General features: G+C 36.1%; 21 protein-coding genes. 3 read left to right on the top strand and 18 right to left on the bottom strand.

Going from position 1 to position 20836, the window contains the following annotated elements; translation table 11 throughout:
• Nucleotides 1-15 precede the first annotated feature (15 nt).
• From RUH95_RS06820 to RUH95_RS06875, 12 genes are all read right to left on the bottom strand, one after another.
• The gene (locus RUH95_RS06820; RefSeq protein ID WP_313892090.1) at nt 16-990 is read right to left on the bottom strand and encodes an ABC transporter ATP-binding protein; all 975 of its coding nucleotides are present in this window, start codon (nt 988-990) and stop codon (nt 16-18) included.
• Entirely contained in the window at nt 983-2020 is a 1038-nt protein-coding gene (locus tag RUH95_RS06825; protein ID WP_397469484.1) for an ABC transporter ATP-binding protein, read from the bottom strand. Before RUH95_RS06825 ends, RUH95_RS06820 begins: the two co-directional genes overlap by 8 nt.
• A 26-nt stretch (nt 2021-2046) precedes the next feature.
• Nucleotides 2047-3246: an ABC transporter permease gene (locus tag RUH95_RS06830; protein ID WP_313892091.1), complete on the bottom strand. Its 1200-nt coding sequence runs from the start codon at nt 3244-3246 to the stop codon at nt 2047-2049.
• A gap of 1 nt (nt 3247) precedes the next feature.
• Nucleotides 3248-4177 carry an ABC transporter permease gene (locus tag RUH95_RS06835; RefSeq protein ID WP_313892092.1) on the bottom strand — a complete coding sequence of 310 codons (930 nt, stop codon included), beginning with the start codon at nt 4175-4177 and terminating at the stop codon, nt 3248-3250.
• A gap of 107 nt (nt 4178-4284) precedes the next feature.
• Nucleotides 4285-5175: a DMT family transporter gene (locus tag RUH95_RS06840; protein ID WP_313892093.1), complete on the bottom strand. Its 891-nt coding sequence runs from the start codon at nt 5173-5175 to the stop codon at nt 4285-4287.
• A 44-nt stretch (nt 5176-5219) separates the two neighbouring features.
• Nucleotides 5220-5612: a hypothetical protein gene (locus RUH95_RS06845; RefSeq protein WP_313892094.1), complete on the bottom strand. Its 393-nt coding sequence runs from the start codon at nt 5610-5612 to the stop codon at nt 5220-5222.
• Between the two features lie 33 nt (nt 5613-5645).
• On the bottom strand, nt 5646-6710 hold the full coding sequence (locus RUH95_RS06850) for a DmpA family aminopeptidase (RefSeq protein ID WP_313892095.1): 1065 nt from the start codon (nt 6708-6710) through the stop codon (nt 5646-5648).
• A gap of 681 nt (nt 6711-7391) precedes the next feature.
• Nucleotides 7392-8300, bottom strand: coding sequence for an NAD-dependent epimerase/dehydratase family protein (locus RUH95_RS06855; RefSeq protein ID WP_313892096.1), 909 nt, complete (start codon nt 8298-8300; stop codon nt 7392-7394).
• Nucleotides 8301-8369: 69 nt separating this feature from the next.
• On the bottom strand, nt 8370-9290 hold the full coding sequence (locus RUH95_RS06860; RefSeq protein ID WP_313892097.1) for an NAD-dependent epimerase/dehydratase family protein: 921 nt from the start codon (nt 9288-9290) through the stop codon (nt 8370-8372).
• Between the two features lie 149 nt (nt 9291-9439).
• Nucleotides 9440-10066: a hypothetical protein gene (locus RUH95_RS06865; RefSeq protein WP_313892098.1), complete on the bottom strand. Its 627-nt coding sequence runs from the start codon at nt 10064-10066 to the stop codon at nt 9440-9442.
• Nucleotides 10050-11303 carry a glycosyltransferase family 4 protein gene (locus RUH95_RS06870; protein ID WP_313892099.1) on the bottom strand — a complete coding sequence of 418 codons (1254 nt, stop codon included), beginning with the start codon at nt 11301-11303 and terminating at the stop codon, nt 10050-10052. The genes RUH95_RS06865 and RUH95_RS06870 overlap by 17 nt, the downstream gene beginning before the upstream one ends.
• A 93-nt stretch (nt 11304-11396) precedes the next feature.
• Entirely contained in the window at nt 11397-11756 is a 360-nt protein-coding gene (locus tag RUH95_RS06875) for a DUF4183 domain-containing protein (RefSeq protein WP_313892100.1), read from the bottom strand.
• 196 nt (nt 11757-11952) lie between these two features.
• On the opposite strand from RUH95_RS06875, the gene RUH95_RS06880 reads away from it, so the two are divergent.
• The 3 genes from RUH95_RS06880 (at nt 11953) to RUH95_RS06890 (ending at nt 15090) form a co-directional block, all read left to right on the top strand.
• Entirely contained in the window at nt 11953-12330 is a 378-nt protein-coding gene (locus tag RUH95_RS06880) for a DUF4183 domain-containing protein (RefSeq protein ID WP_313892101.1), read from the top strand.
• Nucleotides 12331-13474: 1144 nt separating this feature from the next.
• The gene (locus RUH95_RS06885) at nt 13475-14101 is read left to right on the top strand and encodes a DUF1796 family putative cysteine peptidase (protein ID WP_313892102.1); all 627 of its coding nucleotides are present in this window, start codon (nt 13475-13477) and stop codon (nt 14099-14101) included.
• 14 nt (nt 14102-14115) lie between these two features.
• Nucleotides 14116-15090: a polysaccharide biosynthesis protein gene (locus RUH95_RS06890; RefSeq protein WP_313892103.1), complete on the top strand. Its 975-nt coding sequence runs from the start codon at nt 14116-14118 to the stop codon at nt 15088-15090.
• Between the two features lie 111 nt (nt 15091-15201).
• On the opposite strand, the gene RUH95_RS06895 is transcribed toward RUH95_RS06890, so the two are convergent.
• The 6 genes from RUH95_RS06895 to RUH95_RS06920 all read right to left on the bottom strand — a co-directional run bounded on the left by RUH95_RS06895 (nt 15202) and on the right by RUH95_RS06920 (nt 20657).
• Nucleotides 15202-15729: a tubby C-terminal domain-like protein gene (locus tag RUH95_RS06895; protein WP_313892104.1), complete on the bottom strand. Its 528-nt coding sequence runs from the start codon at nt 15727-15729 to the stop codon at nt 15202-15204.
• Between the two features lie 580 nt (nt 15730-16309).
• Nucleotides 16310-16867, bottom strand: a complete 558-nt coding sequence (locus RUH95_RS06900) for a hypothetical protein (RefSeq protein ID WP_313892105.1) — start codon at nt 16865-16867, stop codon at nt 16310-16312.
• Nucleotides 16868-17004: 137 nt separating this feature from the next.
• Entirely contained in the window at nt 17005-17583 is a 579-nt protein-coding gene (gene clpP / locus RUH95_RS06905; protein ID WP_313892106.1) for an ATP-dependent Clp endopeptidase proteolytic subunit ClpP, read from the bottom strand.
• 14 nt (nt 17584-17597) lie between these two features.
• Nucleotides 17598-18416 (bottom strand): RNA polymerase sigma factor, encoded by an 819-nt coding sequence (locus tag RUH95_RS06910; protein ID WP_313892107.1) that lies wholly within the window; start codon nt 18414-18416, stop codon nt 17598-17600.
• A gap of 80 nt (nt 18417-18496) precedes the next feature.
• Nucleotides 18497-19237, bottom strand: a complete 741-nt coding sequence (locus RUH95_RS06915) for a hypothetical protein (protein ID WP_313892108.1) — start codon at nt 19235-19237, stop codon at nt 18497-18499.
• 172 nt (nt 19238-19409) lie between these two features.
• Nucleotides 19410-20657: a glycosyltransferase family 4 protein gene (locus tag RUH95_RS06920; RefSeq protein WP_313892109.1), complete on the bottom strand. Its 1248-nt coding sequence runs from the start codon at nt 20655-20657 to the stop codon at nt 19410-19412.
• Between the last annotated feature and the right edge of the window lie 179 nt (nt 20658-20836).

The following is a 20836-nucleotide window of genomic DNA, read 5'->3' on the forward strand; positions in this document are numbered from 1 at the left end:
TTCCCCTTTCAATTTTTAATATAAATGGCAAGCTGCCATATGTTCCGTACCTACTTCTTTGAGCTTCGGTTCTTCTCGTTTGCATACTTCCATTGCATATTTACATCTAGAAACAAATCGGCATCCCTTTGGAGGATTTAACGGACTTGGCATATCTCCATCTAATAGTGCATCTTCTTCTCTTTTCAACGCTTTCGGATCCAAATAAGGTACAGAAGATAGTAATGCTTTTGTATAAGGATGTGCAGGATTTTTATATACATCTTCACTATTTGCAATTTCAACTAGCTTCCCTAAATACATTACGCCCATACGATTAGATATATATTTCACCATCGACAGGTCATGTGCGATAAATAAGTAAGTCAATCCCATCTCTTCCTGCAAATCTTGTAGCATATTTACTACTTGCGCTTGAATCGAAACGTCTAGTGCAGAGATTGGTTCATCACATATTACGAAACCTGGGTTAACTGCCAGAGCTCTTGCAATACCAATTCGTTGTCTTTGTCCGCCACTAAATTCATGTGGATATCTAGTCGCATGCTCTTTTTTCAACCCTACTTTATTCAATAAATTTTCGATAATATCCATTCTTTCATGTCTAGAATTACTTTGATGCACTAAAAGTGGTTCCGAAATGATGTCCTTTACTGTCATTCTAGAATTCAAGGAAGCGTATGGATCTTGAAAAATCATTTGCATTTTTTTCCGATGGGATTTTAATTCCGTTTCCTTTAGATCAGTAATATCAACCCCGTCTAATACTATTTTTCCTGACGTTGAATCGTGAAGCCTAATAATTGTTCGAGCTATTGTCGACTTACCACATCCCGATTCGCCAACCAATCCAAGAGTTTCACCTTTCTTAATTGAAAAACTAACATCATCTACCGCTTTTAATAAAGTAGGCTCTTTACTAAATAGCTTCTTGCCCATATGAAAATACTTTTTCAGCTGATGCACTTCCAACATATTTTCATTAGACATCCTTTGTACCCCCTGTACTCACGAAGTCACTTAAAGGTGCTTCTTCGTGTAAAACCCAGCACATAGATCTGTGCCCCTCTTGTATATACGTATATTGTGGGCAAGAAATGGTACATATTTTCATAGCGTAATCGCATCTTGGTGCAAACGGACATCCTTCAGTGGGATTTATCAAGTTAGGTGGAGAACCTTTAATTGGTTCAAGACGCTTGTTTTGATCCATATCTAACTTAGGTACTGACTTTAAAAGCCCTTGCGTATAAGGATGTTTGGAGTGGTAGAATATATCCTCTACTGTCCCTTCCTCCATAATCATGCCACCGTACATAACGATTATTTTTGAGCATATATCCGCTACTACACCAAGGTCATGTGTAATAAGCATGATGGATGCATTAAATTCCGACTTAAGACTTTTCATCAATTTTAAAATTTGTGATTGAGTCGTTACATCAAGTGCAGTCGTTGGTTCATCAGCTATAAGTAATCCAGGATCACAACAAAGCGCTATCGCAATCATTACACGTTGTCGCATTCCTCCACTAAATTCAAAAGGGTAATCAGTCATTCGCTTTTCAGCATCTGGTATCTTCACCATTTTCAAAAGCTGTAACGCCTTTTCTCTTGCTTGCTTCTTATTTAAAGACTGATGTTCTAAAATTGTTTCAATAATTTGTTCACCTACCGTAATTAAGGGATTTAATGACGTCATTGGGTCTTGAAAAATCATCGATATTTCATTCCCTCGTATGTTCCTCATCTCTTTCTCCGATTTACGAGCCAAGTCTTCACCTTTGTAAGTGATGTTGCCATTTATGATCTTTCCGGGATGTTGAAGCAATTTAAGAATGGACAAAGCTGTTACACTTTTTCCGCTTCCTGATTCACCTACAACTCCAACAACCTCACCTTTGTTTATAGTGAAATCAACATCCCTAACTGCTTTCACTTCACCAAAGTGTGTAAAAAACGATGTTTGCAAATGATTTACTTTAAGTAATGGTGTATTTTCATTCATTGTTTGCTTCATGCCACACCTCCTGAATTAAGTGAAAACTATTTACGAAGCTTCGGGTCCAAAGCATCTCTTAAGCCATCTCCCATTAGATTAAAAGCAATCATTGTAATACAAATTGCGATAGAAGGAAAAAACAACTGATAGGAAAATGACCGAATCGATTCTAACGCCTCGTTGCAAAGCGTTCCCCATGAGGCCATTGGGGCAGTGACACCTAGTCCTATAAAACTCATAAACGCTTCCGTAAAAATGGCACTTGGAATAAGCATCGTTAATGTAACGATTATTGCTCCCATAGCATTTGGTAAAAGATGAGTTGTTATTATTTTTAGTGGCTTCGTTCCAATCGTTTTAGCGGCATAAACAAATTCTTCCTCTTTCAAAGAGAGCATCTGTCCACGAACTACTCTGGCCATATCAACCCAATATACAGATCCTAGAGCAATTATGATGCTTAATAGCCCAGAATTAAGAACAACCATTATTAAAATAACGTATAAAGTTAATGGAATAATACTAATAATATCCACGATTCTCATCATGATATTATCTACTTTTCCCCCGAAATAACCTGCAATTCCTCCATACATCATTCCAATAACAAAATTGACCAGTGCAGCAACTACAGCTACAAGAAGAGAAACCCTTGCCCCATACATAATTCTCGTTAATAAGTCTCTTCCTAAATGATCCGTGCCCAATAAATTAGTTTTGTTCGCAACGTTTTTATAACTTTCAAAAGTGGTTCCATTTTCATCGATGAGCGTTAATATATTTTTTGTGCTGTAATCAATTATTAAATTGCCATTTCCAACTGCATAAATAAGTTGTTTTTTAAACAAATCTTCACTATCTTTTTCTAGCATTTTAATAATACTTCCATCTTCCTCCGTCAAATATAATTTCAGGTTTTTATGAAGATAAAAATACTCGTTATTCACTTTATATATTTCGTATCTCGGTGGGATATTAGACAAAGTTAAAGTTCCATCATCATATGAATGATTGGTCAGTAATGGCCCAATAAGTGCAAATAGAATAAGAGCTATGATGATAATTAAACCGAAGAGCGCTCCCTTATTACTCCTTAACCTTCTCCAAACATCCTGTGAGTAAGTCAAACTAATATGAGATAGACTCTTTTCATCCTTTTCGATTTCCAAAAGTTGGTTCCATAGGGAAGGATCTATAACAGGCCGTTTTTGAGACATCGCATTTTCTATTGAATCTTTTGCCATATCACTTCGTCCCCTTATTTAATTTAATTCGGGGATCAATTAATCCATAGATTAAATCCACGATAAATATGATGACTACTAATATAACAGCATAAAATATAGTAATTCCCATAATAGTTGTGTAATCTCTATTCGTTATACTTTGTACAAAATGCCGGCCAATCCCAGGAAGTGCGAAAATCTTTTCAATTACGAATGAACCCGTAAGCATAGCGGCAATAAGTGGCCCTACTACCGTCACTACAGGTATTAAGCCATTTCTAAGACCATGTTTCACAATAATTTTGGAAGTTCGTAACCCCTTTCCCCTAGCAGTTCGCATATAGTCTTGCTGAAAAACTTCGATCATGCTTGACCTAGTCAATCTAGAAATAAAAGACAGTGAGTATCCTGAAAGTGCTACAACAGGTAAGATATATCCTTGCCATTGGTCAATTCCATAAGCAGGTGTCCAGCCTAGTTTTAGCGAAAATACATAAAGGAGTATTGTCCCAACTACAAATGAAGGAATCGTGACACCTAATGTCGCCAGTAACATTGCCAACGTGTCAGGCCATTTATTTTGATAAAGGGCCGCAAAAATTCCAATTGGTATACCTACCAATAAAATAAGAATAATGGAGAATAACCCAACCTTTGCTGAGACAGGCAAACCAGCCTTTATTAACTCATTGACAGTCATTCCTTCGTATTTAAAAGAAGGCCCTAGATCAAACTGCGCTACACTTTTCAAATAATCGACATACTGTTTCCACAAAGGGTCGTCCAAATGATACTTTTCGTTTAATGCTTTCATTACCACTTCAGGAACATTTTTCTCTCCTGTAAAAGGACCACCAGGAATAGAATGCATAAGAAAGAAAGTCAATGTAATAATCATGAATAAAGTAATGACGATAGCTACTAACCTTTTAACGGTATACAGTCCCATACTATAACTCCTCTTAAAGTAGTTTCCTAAAAATGAAATAACACTTTAAGCTAGTATATTAAACTTAATTATTATTATTCTTTTCATTAAATAATTAAAAACACCATTCATAATTTCTGAATGGTGTTTTCTACCTGAAGTATATTCGGTTTAACAAGCGTATAAATAATTCCTCCAAAAATAAGTGCAATCCCAACAGTTTGTAAAATAGACGGGCGGAAATCTAAAAGCAGTGTATCGAGTAATATCGCTACTACTGGATCAACAAAAACCAATGCGGAAATAATAACGGTCGATAGTTTTCTTAAACTATCAAAAAATAAATAGTAAACAAAGCCTGTATGTATCAAGCCTGTCCCTAATATGTATAACCAATTCGACATGCTTAATCCGTTGAAAACATCATAATTCATAAATGGGAACAGCATTAAAATACCCATCGAAGTTTGCACAAAGGTCATTGCATACGCACTTAATCCTTTAATTCCTTTTCCAAGTATCATCGTCATCGCATAGCATACAGCTGATAGCAGTGCCCAAACAAATCCAGAGCTCATGAAACTTGATGGCGTGGTGAAGTTTTGAATGCCTATTATGAATATACTTCCAAGAAAGCATACTACGATAGCAAACAATGATGTCATCGTCATTCTCTCTTTTAAAAACAAACTTCCGATGATCAAAACAAATATAGGTGCTAAATTATAAATAGAAATCGCAATTGTAATAGACATTTCTTCAAAAGCTTTAAACAAAAACACCCAGTTCAATACTAGAAAAACACCACATATCATTGTTTGTATAACTTCTCGTTTGTTCCAAACTTCAACTCTGTGCTGACCAGTAATAAACCAACATGCCCCTAAGAAAAGAGTTGCACAAATACATCGTACAAACACTAGCTCAGCTGCTGGAATACCCGTTTTCACTGTAAAAAAGCCAATGGATCCGAAAATAGCCATCGATATAGTCATTTTCAGCATGGCAGAAATATTCATGAACATCCTCCTTACTTATAAATACTTCTAATATAGTAGCAACTTTATATTCGTAGAAATTTTTTACACAAGAAATCAAATACATAATAAATTAAGGAACATACCATTCCACATTTAAAAACTATTCCTGCATACATAAAAAAGTCCTCTTCGATTACAGGATAAAAGATTAAAAAAGCTACTCCTGTGAAACAGACACCAAAACCTATATGCAATAAAAACAGTATAGGCTCTATCGTAGCTTCACCTTTGCGAGCAATACGATCCGCTAAAATCGAAGTAAAAATTCCATACGTAAAGATAATAGGAACCGTTACAATACTCACAGCAAACGCTACTTCAAAATAAGTACCATATGGCTGCATAATAACAAGAGGCAATAGAAAGTAAGACAATACAGAAGTAAGAAAAGCAGCGAATAATTTTCTATCTATCATTATCCCTTCCCCTTCATTCAAGAATATCGTTTCCTATACAAGCTTAATATTATATTGAGCTAATAAATCCTGTAAAGCAGGTCTTTCATTGCCATCTCTACCAACTACATGCGTTGCAGTTACTAACGAATTCAGTACTGCCTCTTCAATTGCCTCTCCAACTGCTCGAAATGCTAAGTCCATATCTTCTTCATGAATCGTTGAGTAAGACAAACATTCCGAAGGCTTATCATGCGGAATTTTTGTTGCTGTTGAAAAACCAAAAACAACTTCCCCACTTCCAGTTGTAATAATCGAGCCAGTTCGTGATAAACCTGTCACCGTTCTTTTTAAAATTCGATTCAGCTGTCTTTCCGATACTGGGAGATCTGTCCCAACAACCATCATAATAGATCCTTTATCTTGCTCTTCCTTCGTTTGCAAAATTGCCTCTTTCAACTCTTGTCCAACTGCTTTTCCATTCACACGTAAATCACTTAAAATACCAAAATTCGTAACAACAAGTACTCCCATCGTGTATGTTCCATGATCCATTTCCATCAGCCTAGAAGCTGTCCCAATACCGCCTTTTAATGAATAGCAGAGCATGCCAGTACCTGCTCCAGCAACGCCTTCTAGGAATTCTGTTGATGTGTTGTTTAATGCTTCCAATACATGCTCTTTTTCTACAAAGCGCGCTCTAACGTCATTCAAAAACATATCATTACATTCACCAACAATAGGATTTACGGTTCCAGTCGTTCTGCCGATTTCTGGATTGTCTTCTAGCATATATTCGATTAGTCCATCAGCTGCTGTTCCAATGCTTAATGTATTTGTTAATAAAATAGGCGTTTCCAAAGTTCCTAGTTCATTAATTTGGATTGTCCCCATCGACTTTCCGAAACCATTGATCACATGCGAGGATGCAATTAGTTTTTCCTTAAATGTATTTCCTGGATGTGGAATAATAGCAGTTACCCCTGTCTGCATATTTCCCTCACTTAAAGTAACTTGTCCAACTGTAATACCTGCTACGTCTGTAATGGCGTTGTATTTCCCCGTTTCTAGTCTACCTATTTGTACTCCGTAGTCTCTTATTCTTTTTTGCCCTAACATTTTGCTTACTCCACCTTTCGTGCATTTCCATATATATTAAAAATACCACATTTTCCACAAACGATCGTTACTTTATTTTCAGAAAAATGTGCAAATAAATAATAACTATTTTAATATCTAGGGATATGTCTGTTGATTATTCTATTTCTTGAAAATTTACGCTAAATAGTTTGTCATAGTGAATAGCCACTATACCTTCGCGCTTGCCATACCTTGCATGAGCCAACTTGTGCTACGCCCAAGTGGGTCTCATACTTCGGCTCATGCGGCCCGACGCGCTTCGGCATGAAGTAAATCTCTATCTATATAGGTTCGTAATCATAGGGCTTAACGATAAAATGTGATGGTCCATTTTCTATTTTTCAATGCTTTTCTATTTTTATTTACTTCCCCATCTGTCACTCTGCGTTTTAGTTGGAATTTCAGCACATTTAGTTGGAAAAATTTTCAATAGATAGATATACTGAAAGCTTCTGACATGCTCCATTGGACTGGAGCGAAAGAGGCGGCGACACCAACGAGAATAGCAGATGTTTTCTGCGACGAGTAACCGCAGGAGCACCGAGCTGAAGACTCTGGACCGAACTTCGGCCGAAGCCATTCCCGCGTCCGACTCTGTAGCGCAAATCCCTGCCGAAACAACTAAATTGAATAAAATGGTGAATCATCATGTGTATCTAGTTATAAAATTTGGTCTCTATGATAATGAAGAAGATCTTCCATAGATTTTTCAAACGGTATAAGAGGATTCCACCCAGCATCAAAAAGTACCTTAGATGAGGTGATAATATTAATATTTTCTATAGTGTCCTCCATAGTTTGTATCGTGAAATCTACATTGGATAAGGTTTTCAAAGTATCTGTAATTTCCTTTAAATACCTTGGATGACCAGAAGAAATATCATAAACTAATCCCGATTCTCCTACTTTGAAAATTACCTCATATGCACGAATAACATCCCTCACATCGATAAAATCTCTCTGTGCAAATAAATTATTCACAACAAGTACTTTATCTGCATTCTTTAACTCCATCTCGGAAACTTTCTTTGCTAAAATCGAACAAACACCATTTGAAACTCCAGGACCAATTAAATTAGTAGGCTTTGCAATCATAATTGTCATTCCATACAATAATTCCCAAGACTGCGCAACTAACACTTGAATAGTTTTACTTAGACTATATGGATGTAGAAGAGAGCTAATCTCGCCTATATCGAATTGAAGAACAGAACCAACAATAATTACTTTGCAGTTGATATTCACTTTACGGATTGCATCGACTAAAAATACTGTAGACATCACATTCGCTTCAAATGATGTAATAGGATCTTCCCAAGACTTTTGAACATGATTTTGTCCAGCAAGATGAAGTAAAATGTCTGGTTTTGTTTTTTGTATTAGGTCGTTCACTTGATGTCGGTTAGTTAGATCACAATACTCCAAATCAATACCTTTACTAGATGCACTTTTGGAAAAAGTTCTAGAGACAGCTATTATTTCATACCCAGCGTTCTTAAAGTAATCGCAAGCATGAATACCAGTAAAACCATTTGCTCCTGTTATCATTAACTTAGGCTTAATTGTCATAACTTCATCCACTTAGTTAAGAATTTATGCCCTATCAATACCCTTCCTCCTTACTCATACCAACTTTCCCTATTCATCCAATTCATTATGATAAGCATGTGTTTCTTTTAATCCTTCTCCTATTTTGTAAGCAGGATTCCAGTTCAATAACTTTTTCGCTTTTTCATTACAAAGGCAACTGTGCTTAATATCTCCTTCTCTTGCATCTGTGAATTCTTTGTCCACGGAAATACCATAAGTATCCGTTAACAGACCTAAGATTTCATTAATAGAAGTTCTTTGTGAGGTACTGACTTGTATTGTTTCCTGCGCCCCCCGATCTAAAGCTGCAATATTAGCCGCCACTATATCTTTAACATAAATAAAATCTCTAGTTTGTTGTCCATCCCCATGTACGTGAATATGTCCACCTTTTTTAATTCGGTCGAGAAAAACAGCCACTACTCCGCCTTCCCCTTTAGGCTTTTGCCTAGGTCCATAAACGTTTGCATATCGAAGAATTGTATACGATTGTCTATAAAGCTCATAAAAAAGCCTTATGTAAGACTCCGCAGTCATCTTAGAAAGACCGTAATAAGATGCAGGTATTGAAACATCTTTTTCTGAAAGGAGATCTTTGCTCAAGTTTCCATATACAGCCGAAGTGCTAGCAAAAATAAATTTCCTCACTTTTGCCTGTCGACATGCTTCTAACATATTAATCGTTCCAATAATATTTACATCAGCATCATACTTAGGATGCTGAACAGATTTCCCCACATCGGCTTGTGCTGCTAAGTGGAAAAATGCATCTGGCTGAACATCTACTACGATTCTCCTTGCCTCTTCACTACATATATCAACGACATACATATGAGCATGTGGATTTACCTGTTCGAGCTTTCCAGAAACTAAATTATCCAAAATATGGACTTCTACCCCTCTTGAAATAAGTTCATCCACGAGATGTGAACCTATAAAACCAGCTCCACCTGAAACGATTACCTTCATATTTAGTCTCCTATCCAGTTTTCCATATTATATGCACTACTTAGGTCAACTTATGGGACACATACCAAATCGAAGCTCTACTCTTTCAAAAAAAGATGAATGAATGGTTTCTTTCACCAGAGCTCATTCATCGAAATAGATTTCTAAAGTTAAAAAGATTTGTCTAACTGAGGTGTTGCTGCCGTTGAAATATAACTATTACCTTGGGGAGGATGCACAAGTAAATTAGATTCAGGATCAGGGAGACAATAATTCTCTGGAAGGTTCGTCAAAATTTTTTCCCAAATTCGATTATCTACAAAAACTTTTGGTGCTCCTAGCGGACGTGTGAACAGGCTATCATAATACTCACTGCCCATCGGTTTCAACGTTTTATCAAAGAGCGGACTCGGTAATACGTAGTTTCCCGGTAAGTTTTTCTCAATTTCATTCCATACATCACGATCTACATACATTGCAGGAGCTGGGGAAGGTTTGTGAAATAACATGTCATAGGAATCTGCTTTCAGAGATGAAAAGAAATCCATTGTATCAGGGTTCGGAAAAGTATATTTTTCCGGTAATACATCTTTTACTCGGTCCCACACCTTTCCAGAAACGAGTATATCCTCCTCTGTTTGAGACTCGGAAAATAAAGAGCTGTATTTGGCTGCTGATACATCTTCTTTATCTTCTAATTCTTCTTTTTTCCCAAAGACAGTATTCCATATCCTTTTACAAAAAGCCTTTCCTTTTTCGAACCAAGATAAGAATAAAACTTTAAAGAATTGAATCATTCGGGACATCTTGTTCACCATTCTTTCTCATTGAAATGGCTTCTTGATAAACTTCTAAAAGACTCTTTATTCCTTGATCAATTGACCAATGTGTCATTCCCCATTTTTTCGCATTAGATCCCAAGTTTTTACGAAGCTGTTCGTTGCTTAATAACAAATTCAAGTTTTCATACAGCATGTCAGAATCAGCAGGAGGTGTTAACAAGCCTGTCACTTTATGTTCTACCATTTCAGGAAGCCCTCCTACATCACTTACAATGGCCGCCTTTCCTGCTATTTGTGATTCAATAAGTGATAAAGGCTGGTTTTCTAACAATGTTGGTAAAACATATATATCTGACTTTGCTAGTAGATATGGTACATCATCACGTTTTCCTAAGAAATGCACATGGCTTTCTAACCCAAGAACCTTGCTTTTAATGCGTAGTTTCGATTCCTCAGTACCTGAGCCAATAATCCAACATACCCAATCTTCTCTTACTTTTTTTAACTTACTTAATGCCGTAAGAAGATATTGTACGCCCTTCAAATCAGTCAATCTCCCTGTATAAATAATAATTTTTTTATTTCTCGGAGATGATATATGAGACTTCACTTTCATTTGTTTAATAAAATTCTCCGTATCAAATCCATAACGGAGTACTTTTATTTGTTTATCAGCCACTTTAAATTCATCTGTCAAAATATTTTTCAACCAATTATTCGCTACGATTGTAATTTCAGACGAAGTTGCTCCATTCTTTTCTATCTCATCATAATAAGCTTTTGCAATATAAGAATTAGCCGATTTATGAATAGTGGTCAACTGATGGTGTATTTCATGCGCCACCGATCCATGCAAAGTAGCTACAAGTGGGATATGACGAGGACGAATTCGATCTATACATGCAGTAGAAATAACATCTTGTGTGTGTATCAAATCATATTTATCTAATCCAAAATAAGCTGCTCCAAGTTCAAAAATATACCGTTGAAATTCTGTATACTCGACCAGTTTATTCTCATAAATCTCAGGATAATTTCTTGTATTCAATTTAGCCTGCAATAAAGGTAGCAACTTATCTCTAGAAACCTTCTTCCCTTCATTGACTAGATAAATATCTAAATTTTCTTCATCGTAACCAAGCATATCCACTTCATGTCCGAGCAATTCCAACTTATTTTTAAGCTGTGTCATGTAATTCCATACTCCACCAAGATGCGGAATAGGCCAATACGTCGCTAGCAATATTTTCAAAATATACATCTCCCTGTTTTAACCGTATACCCTATACTTATTTTAAACATAGGAAAAAAGATTGGGCGATTCCGGTATTTCATCAAATACTTCTCAAATTGTAATCATCTGTAAAATGATTGGGCACTCTTCCGATGGAATATCTTCAGTCAATAGCACGATCTTTCCTTCTGTAACTTCATAGTTCACTTTTGGTTGCAAAATACCATTTATAAAAAGATTCATATAGGAGACCGTTGACGGATCCAATATTTTTTGAATACCATATTCACTAAGTGCGTCACTCTCCGTATAAATCCTTTTATTTCCGTCTGATAACACAAAAAATTCATGACTGCTTGCTTCTTTCAAATGGGTAACTTTTGACTCTACTCTATTCACCGTAAGTGGGATAATCAAAGGCTTCGGGAAATACATATTCGTTTTATGCGGTACATATGGTTGGTTTTTCATCCTAATCCTCCTGTTATTTGAAATGAAATAGGAACCATTTTCAAACTATAAAATCATTGTATCCAAGCAAAATAAAATATGTGTATGAACTAGGTCCTTGTTCTCATTTTCAAGAACTTTCTTGTTTCTGTATAACCTCTTCTACTTAGGCTTCATATGTTGTTAGATGCCGCTTATCTTAAAAGGAGGAAAAAGTTTGTCATTAAAAATTATTAAGCTTTCTGTAATCCCTAAACAAAGTGTGTCAACTTCACCGATGGTTGCTCGTTTTTTTCATGAAGTGCCCGAGACCATAACAGAAGTGAGTTCGTATAAGATTAATGCATCCGAGTTTTTAGATGACCGTGGTGAAATTGTTAAAGATTTGCCTACACTAAATTTAAATAATAGTTATTTTAATGTATATATTAATGGTGTATTACAGATGGACGACAATTTTGCATACACAGCAGGCGAGGATGGAATTGGTTCGTTACTAATATCGCTAACAGAGGATTCTGAGATTCCAGCAGCGACCCCAATTATTATGGAAGTCATTAACTTCAATCCAGAAATAAATATATTAAATACATGATTTTTAACTAATAATCTTTTTAGTGTTGCAGTTTCCACTCGCTCCAAGCTTCATATTAGTCTATAAAACAAACAGAAAAATTTAGCTTGTTGAAAGTGGCTACGGCCCTTCCGACAAGCTTTTTATAGTCGTTCTTCAAATGAAAAATGTTCATTTGTAATGGAATCCATTCTATTAACTTATATACTTTTTCACGCCTGTTGATTAACCATTTTATATTATCGACCGGTTTCTAGATAAAGTGCGTCGTTTCCGCTGAGATTTTCGCTACAGGGGTGGACGCTTTCCGCGGGCGTTGCCTCAGCCGCTTCCTTCGCATGCGCTCAGTCCAGGGTCTTCGACTAACGCTTTTCCCGCCGGAGTCGCCACCCCTTTCGCTACAATCTAATGGAGAATGCTCCTGCGGTTACTCGTCGCAAAAAAGAATACTACTTATTTAGAATTGAAAATTATAGTTGAAAATGAACGGTAAATGAAAAGCTAAAAGTATGTAACAAGTGCAAAGTGCAAATTCTTCGTTACTTACAAGATGGTATATCATACATTTTATAAATGGGCTGCCATGATTAAAAACCTATATAAATAACGAAACACTTGTCGCCTACACAGCAAAGATATAATAGCTGTTCGTTAAGAAAGTCTATTTTGCTCGACATAGAAGTATGATCGTTTCTCCTTGCAAAAATAGGGCTTTCATTCTAGCTAAGTAACCTGCACTAATGGATTGAAGCGAAAGGGAGGCGACTCCTGTGGGATTAAGCGGGACAGGTGAGACCCCGCAGTGGAGTGATAGCGACCGAGGAGGCTCACCGCCCGCCCCACGGAAAGCGCCCTCCCGGCAGCGAAAATCCTAGCGGAAACTCTCTACTAAGACGCACTTTACCTAAAGTACGAATGAGGACGTAAAGCAAGTCGAAAACGAGATTTTTTTTTAAGGGTGCTCTTTTTTCCTATTAACACAAATTTTCAAGAAATAGGATAATCAAAAGACATGATACTTTTTTATAAAACTCCCTTTCTTGACGTGAAAATTTTTTATAAGTAGGAATCTAGCCCTTTCTAATTCTTTTTTTCCGCATTAACTACTAAACAAGGAGGATGATTTGATTCCACACTTGTGAATTAACTAGTAGGAGGTGAAAAAATGGAGTTAGCTCAACTTAAAGGGAATTATGATGCGATATTCAGCTTAGGAGATCTTTGCTTGGCATCTATACAACTAAAAAAGCATAATCTAAGGCCCTATTCTGGAGTACTTGACTGGCTAGCAAGCCCAGAACTATCAGCAGTAAGCTTAGTACTTGAAAATAGATTCCTTGGATTTATGGAATATGAAAACTTACGTGTCATAGGATATGCAGATGATTTTATTTGTGTATCCGACGATGGCTATAATTTTGTTTCCAACCATGACTTTGATGGTGGGAAAAATACACTGAAGAACTTAGATTCCTATTTCGAAGTAATGGAAAAATATGAACGTAGAATTCAACGGTTCCTTACTGCAATGGAATCCTCTAATCGTATATTATTTGTTCGCACAGAAGGGGATTTAGAAGATGCAGCAATGCTACAAGATGTTTTATCAAGATTAGTAAAAAAAGATTTTAGTGTCTTACTTATCAATCATACTTCTGTTAGTGGGATGGTAGAGAGACATTGTCCCTTAGAAAAAGTATGTTCAATAGAATTCCCGAACGTGGATAAATGGGAGGGCAATCATAGCTTGTGGGAAGCGATGTTAAATGATATTCATTTAACAACAAAATAATGGGAGGAAATATTGTGTTTACAAATTCAACGATACTGGTAACCGGGGGGACAGGCTCATGGGGTATTGAGTTAATAAAACAACTTTTATCTTTCGACCCTAGGAAAATTACAATATTATCACGAAATGAGAATAGACAAGTTACAATGCGTAGAAATTTTGATGATACAAAATTAAATTATTGCATTGGAGATATAAGAGATAAAGAGGCTATGAATTTAGCTTGTTCGGGAGTAGACTACGTTTTTCATTTAGCAGCATTGAAACATGTGCCAATATGCGAGGAAAATCCGTTAGAAGCAATCAAAACAAATGTACTAGGAACGCATAATATCATTGAAGCATCTATCGAAAATAAGGTAAAGAAAGTAATTTATGTATCCACAGACAAGGCTGCTGACCCAGCTAACACCTATGGGATGACAAAAGCACTTGGAGAAAAACTAATCCTTCATGCAAATGAAGCAAATTCTACCACAAAGTTCCTATGTCTCCGAGGTGGAAACGTACTAGGTAGTAGTGGAAGCGTGCTACCATTATTTTTAAAACAATTGGAAGAAAAAAATCAAATTAGTATTACTGATAAAAGGATGACACGCTACTTCGTTACACCCCAGCATGCTATAAAAACTCTTCTCCAAGCAGCTGAGTTAGGAACTGGCGGAGAGATTTTTGTCATGCATATGAACGCTTGTAAAATTCTCGACTTGGCGGAAGTTTTAATAGACTTCTTCGAAAAGAAAGACGTTAAAATAGTGGAGATTGGCGCAAGGAGTGGAGAGAAAATTCACGAAGTATTAATAGCTGAAAACGAGGAACCGCTAGCAAGTGTTTTTAATGAAGATTTAATTCGAATCTCTCCAAATTTTTCTAGTAGTACCGTCTCAGCATTGCCTACTAATTTACTAAATGCAAATCAAAAACTAATGACCAAGAAGGAAATTTTAGATCTATTAACTGAAGGTGGATTTTTGAATAAGCTCAATTAGATTGCTCCGGAAAGCAATTTAATGCACATTATTAGGAAAAGCGCGTTCTAAAAAGCAGGATTAAACCGAGCTTTTAGATCACGCTTTTTTCAACTACCAGAGCACAAAACATCATGCTCCAATAAACAATGTGCACTGACTAATTGCTATAAAGAATGCGGCATGCTGAATCGGAGAATCTTCTGCTACTTCTAGCTGCATTCTAAACTCATCACTTATTACTTCTGCCTTCCATCGAGCAATTTCCTTATCATTTATCGTAAAGCGTGACCAATCTTCCATTTCTTTATGTATTTTAATCTGGATCTTCCCATCTGAAATCATCAAATCAGGGACAAGTTCTTTCCACGTATCGTAGGCAATCATATACTTATGTTCATGCACATAATCGACTGCTTCGTAGTACACTCTGCCCTTTCTTGAAATCTTTTTACACATAAAAATAAGCTGATCATTTGTATCATATACGTGATAACGTAAAAAATAACGAAAATCCATTAACAGCTTATCAAAGAATCGCTTCACGCCATTGCTATAATGCCGTTGAAACGTATAAGCAAAGGCACCATTATCATTATAAACAGATGTCATTGGTGTTGTTTCAATCGAAATAGGCTGTTTGTAAGTATAAATTTGCATATGAATTCTCCTTTTATTCTATATGAACAGCTACCGTTTCGTAGTAGTTATATCTTCATTCACGCTTGTCGATTAACCATTCTATTCAATTTAGTGGTTTCGGCAGGGATTTGCACTACAGATGCGGACGCTTACCGCAGGCACGGCTTCAACTGCTTCTTTCACTTCAATCCAATGGAGCATGTCAGAAACTTTCAAGCTATCCCTCCATTAAAAATTTTTCCAACTAAACCTACTTTTTTTCCAACTAAATGCGCTAAAATTCCAACTAAAACGTAGAGTGACAGATAGGAAAGTAAATGAACATATAAAAGCATTGAAAAATAGAAAATGGATCGTCACATTTTATCGTTCAGCCTTATGATTACGAACCTATATAGATAGAGATTTACTTTATGCCATAGCGTGTCGGGCCGCATGAGCCGAAGTATGAGATCCACTTGGGCGCAGCACAAGTTGGCTCATGCAAGGTGCGGCAAGCGCGAAGCCATAGTGGCTATTCACTTAGACGCACTGTTTAGCATGAGTTTTCAAGAAATAGGATAATTAACATACGTGATCTTCATTCATTTTATGCAAATTATTCAATGTAATCAACATCTACACCTACTGATCTCACTTTTTGGTTTAAACGCATTTGAATATCCGACACATAATAGTTTTGAGATATCGTCAGCATTTCTCCATCTTTAAAATAAAACTCATAATAAGATAATCCGTCGTCCTCTTTGTCTACAACATAATAAAGAAATTGATCGAGTTCATTCCAGCTATATGTTTGTTCTTGCTTAGAAAATAGCGTTCGATAAGAAATTTCTTCATCAGACAATGTCACGTGTGGGAAAGATGCCATATAAAATAATACGCTACTTGACAACAAACAAACGACACTTATTCCAATTGCCACTTTTTTTACGTTTAACAGCCAAAGTAATGCACATGCCAATACGATCAAAAACATGGCTACACCAACTACAACAAAGCTTTCCTTCGGTGTATATGTAAGCCATATCTCCTTTTGATAGTACAATATTTCAACGAGCGCTAAAGGTACAATAAGTACAATGATTGGAGAAAAGAATAAAACACATATGCCAATCGCCATAAAAATATGCCTAGCTCCATAATTTTTATACAATAAAAAAACTCCTTTTTACACCATATTAGTTAAAGCACTCAAATTTTCTATACCTTAAGAATGTTTATTCGACAAAGGAATTATTAATACCTTTAAAAAAGCTCCTCACCCAGTTGGATGAAGAGCTTCTTTACATATTACGAAATAACTTGATCAATTATCCCATAGTTTAGCGCTTCTTCCGCCGTCATGAAATAATCACGATCTGAATCGTTTGCAATTTTATCTATTGATTGACCTGTGCGCTCTGAAAAAATCTTATTGATCCGTTCTTTCATTAACAAAATGCGCCTTGCACTAATTTCAATATCACTTGCTTGACCTTGTGCTCCCCCGAGTGGCTGATGAATCATGATTTCACTATTCGGCAAAGCAAATCGTTTTCCCTTCGTACCAGCAACTAATATCGTAGCCCCAAATGATGCTGCTAAACCTGTGCAAATCGTACGTACATCTGGTTTAATAATTTGCATCGTATCGTATATAGCAAAACCAGCACTTACTGAACCACCAGGACTATTAATATACAAAGAAATATCCTTTTCTGGATCGTCTGCCTCTAAAAACAGCATTTGCGCCACAATATTATTCGCTACAACATCATTAATTTCTGAGCCTAGAAAAATAATTCGATCTTTCAGTAACCTCGAATAAATATCATACGAACGCTCTCCATGACTTGTTTGGTCCACTACATACGGAATAAGATTTGACATATTATTTCCCCTCTCTATGCTACTGCTAAAAATTCCTTTTGCTTCAACCATGCTATTTGCGACAATAAAACAGCTAGCTCTAATTGATAAAATGGAATGAATAGAACCCCACCATTTTTCTTCGAAATGGGGATAAGCACATAAGAAGTATTGCTACCTACAAGAGACTGAACCATTGGAGTTGAAGAAAATACAGACTTATTTTTTCCGTCCTGCATGAACGGTTCTTGCATTTCTTTTCGATAAAGACGTACGACAGCATCTGGATCTCCACTATTCAAAGCAGTTATATAAGGTAGTGTTTTTTCTTCATCTAGTTCGTTCAGATAGCTATGAATGTTTATACGTTTGAAACCCTTTCGAGCACGATGAAGTGCCGCTTTAACAGACCCTTCACTAACAGAAAGCAACCCTGCTGTTTCCTTTGCTGTATAGCCAAACCCGAAAATGAACAATATTACTGCTCTTTGCTTGGCAGTCAGTTCGCTCAATAAATTACTGATTACAGGAACGACCGACGCCACTACAAAATCATCTTCCCGTTTCAATTGACTCAAATCCCGATTCATATCTTCTTCTATTTTTCGTTTGCGGTGTTTATCAATCCATGTATTAGAAGCAATGCGATATAAATAAGCCTTCGCCATTGGTTTAGGTGTCTTCATCCAGCTTTTATACGCTTTTACGAGAGTTTCCTGCAATAAATCTTCTCCATCCCACTTTGTTCTCGTTAAGGATAGACAGTACTTTCTTAGGACGTGCATATATGGCAAAACAGCCATCTCAAATTCTTCATTCATTTCATCGGGAGTCTTTTCAACAAGCGGCCGCATGTTTTTCCCTCCTCCATATTTGTCTTTCATTTATATAAACGAAAAAAAACGTCGAAAAGGTACGGGCATGAAGTATTTTATTACTTCTGACTTTCCTCAAAATACTTTGTTAAAGGGATTTCTCGACCTTTTTCATGCCATTCTTTATATAAACTAAATATATGATGAACATTTCCATCCGCATACTCAATTAACGATTTTACTTTAATATAGCTTCGCCAGTAGTCGAACATAATACTCGAAACGGACCCTTTGTAAGAAGCCATTCCAAATTCATCTAAGCTATGCATGCCGTAATCCTCTACAAAACAATTAACCAACGACTGTTCAATGTCTGTTATCTTTTGGAATTCTGCTTCAGACAAGCAAAATTTTCTTGGCAAGTAGAAGCACATTCCTTCTTCGAACCAAATACTATCATGTCTTTCATCATCAAACTCATCTACAAATAGATCAATATGATGCGTCAATTCGTGGGCAAGAATAATAAAGAGATGCTCCTCACTAAAGTTCTCATAAAATGCATGAATTTCATCCATTTCCTTACTTTCTAATTGGGACACCAATAAACTTTGCCAAACCTCTAGTTGTGGAGACATATAAATAAAGTCTTCTCTCGTAAATGCAGGTATTGGTATATTCGAAAAAGTCGTTGTTGCTAATAGATCATTTGTCCAAATAACGCCTTTTGGTAATGTACTCAACTGAAAATGTTGCTCTAGATGCTGCTGATAGCTTATTAGCTTTCCCATCATTTCATTTGTTAGTTCTTCATGCGTAAACGCCTCTTTAGATGTTTCAAATGCCAAAATACTTTTCAAGTTCATCCCTCTTTTTTATTATGCCTGGATTTCGAAATAGATTTTCTTCTCTTTTCTTTCGAAATTCAAAAAGCCTTACATCTGAAATGTAAAATGTACCCTATAGAATAGACACTTTGAAAAAAGTCTATTCTATAGGATATATTTTAAAGTTATATAGGATTTTTTCAATCTAATTTTCACTATTTCCAACACCACCTTTTATGGAAAGAGCAAGTTCGTATACCTCTACCACTTTTTTTACTCCCGCTTCTAGAGACCAATGCACCATTCCCCATTTTTTAGCATTAGAACCTAGTTCTTGTCTATAAGATTCATTTTTTATTAATGATTCCAGATTGTTGCATAAACTCATTACGTCTCCCACTGGTGATATTAACCCTGTAACTCCATGCTCCACCATCTCAGGCAATCCTCCTGCATCACTAACAATTACAGCTTTCCCAGTAATTTGTGCTTCTATTACGGATAAAGATTGGTTCTCAATCAGACTAGGAAGAACAAAAATATCCGTATTAGACAGTATTTTAGGTATGTCCTCTCGTTTTCCTAAGAAAAAAATGTCGTTTTCTACTCCCAAGGCTTTACTTTGTACTTGTAGCTCTGCTCGCTTTTCTCCTTCTCCAACAATCCAACACACCCAATCACTTCGAATTTTTTTAAGATGGCTAAGAGAAGAGATTAGATGATGTACCCCTTTAAGTTCCACAAGTCGCCCTGTATATAAAATTGTTTTTTTATCAACTGGACGCTCCACGGGGTGCTGAAGTTGAATAAAAGGTTTTTCCTTTATTTTTTTCAGGAAATTTGCTGTGTCATATCCATAGTTAAGTATTTTAATCTGTTCATTTGGAACGTGAAATTCATCCGTTAAAATATTTTTTAACCATTCATTTGCGACGATGGTAAATGTAGCGGATGTGGCTCCGACATGCTCAAGTTCATCAAAATATGCCTTGCACATGTAAGAAGTAGGGGAGGAATTAGTTTGAAGTCGCATCTCATGAGCTACACACCCATGAAGGGTAGCTACTAATGTGGGACCTATAGGTTTCACTCGATTTAAACATACTGTTGAAATGACATCTTGAGTATGGATAACATCATATTTTTCTAAACCCAAATAGGAAGCGCCTAACTCATAAACATGACGTTCCGTTTCACAATGTTTCACTACTGGATCGGCATAATTTTCTGGCTCGAGTTGAACGTTCAGTTTATCATTGACTAGAGGAAGCAATAAACTTCTTTCTACTTTTCGAAATTCATTTACAATATAAACGTACTTATTCCCTTCACCGTACCCAAGTATATCTACTTCGTGACCAAGAGACTCAAGTACTTTTTTTAGTTGACTCATATAATTCCATACTCCACCTACATGTGGAATAATCCAAAACGTTGCAAGTAGTATTTTCAATAAAAATATCTCCTTTTGTTCATATTTTAGAACTTTGATTTTGATTCTTCCTTATATATATATTATAGAAACAGAACAATGGTATAGACGATGTCCTTACTGAAGGGAAATACTTTTTACTATCTGTTTTAATCTTTCATTTATTAAAATCAGAAGGTTCTATGTTTCTAATAAATGTT

The organism is Psychrobacillus sp., from assembly GCF_032154225.1.
Lineage (GTDB): Bacteria > Bacillota > Bacilli > Bacillales_A > Planococcaceae > Psychrobacillus.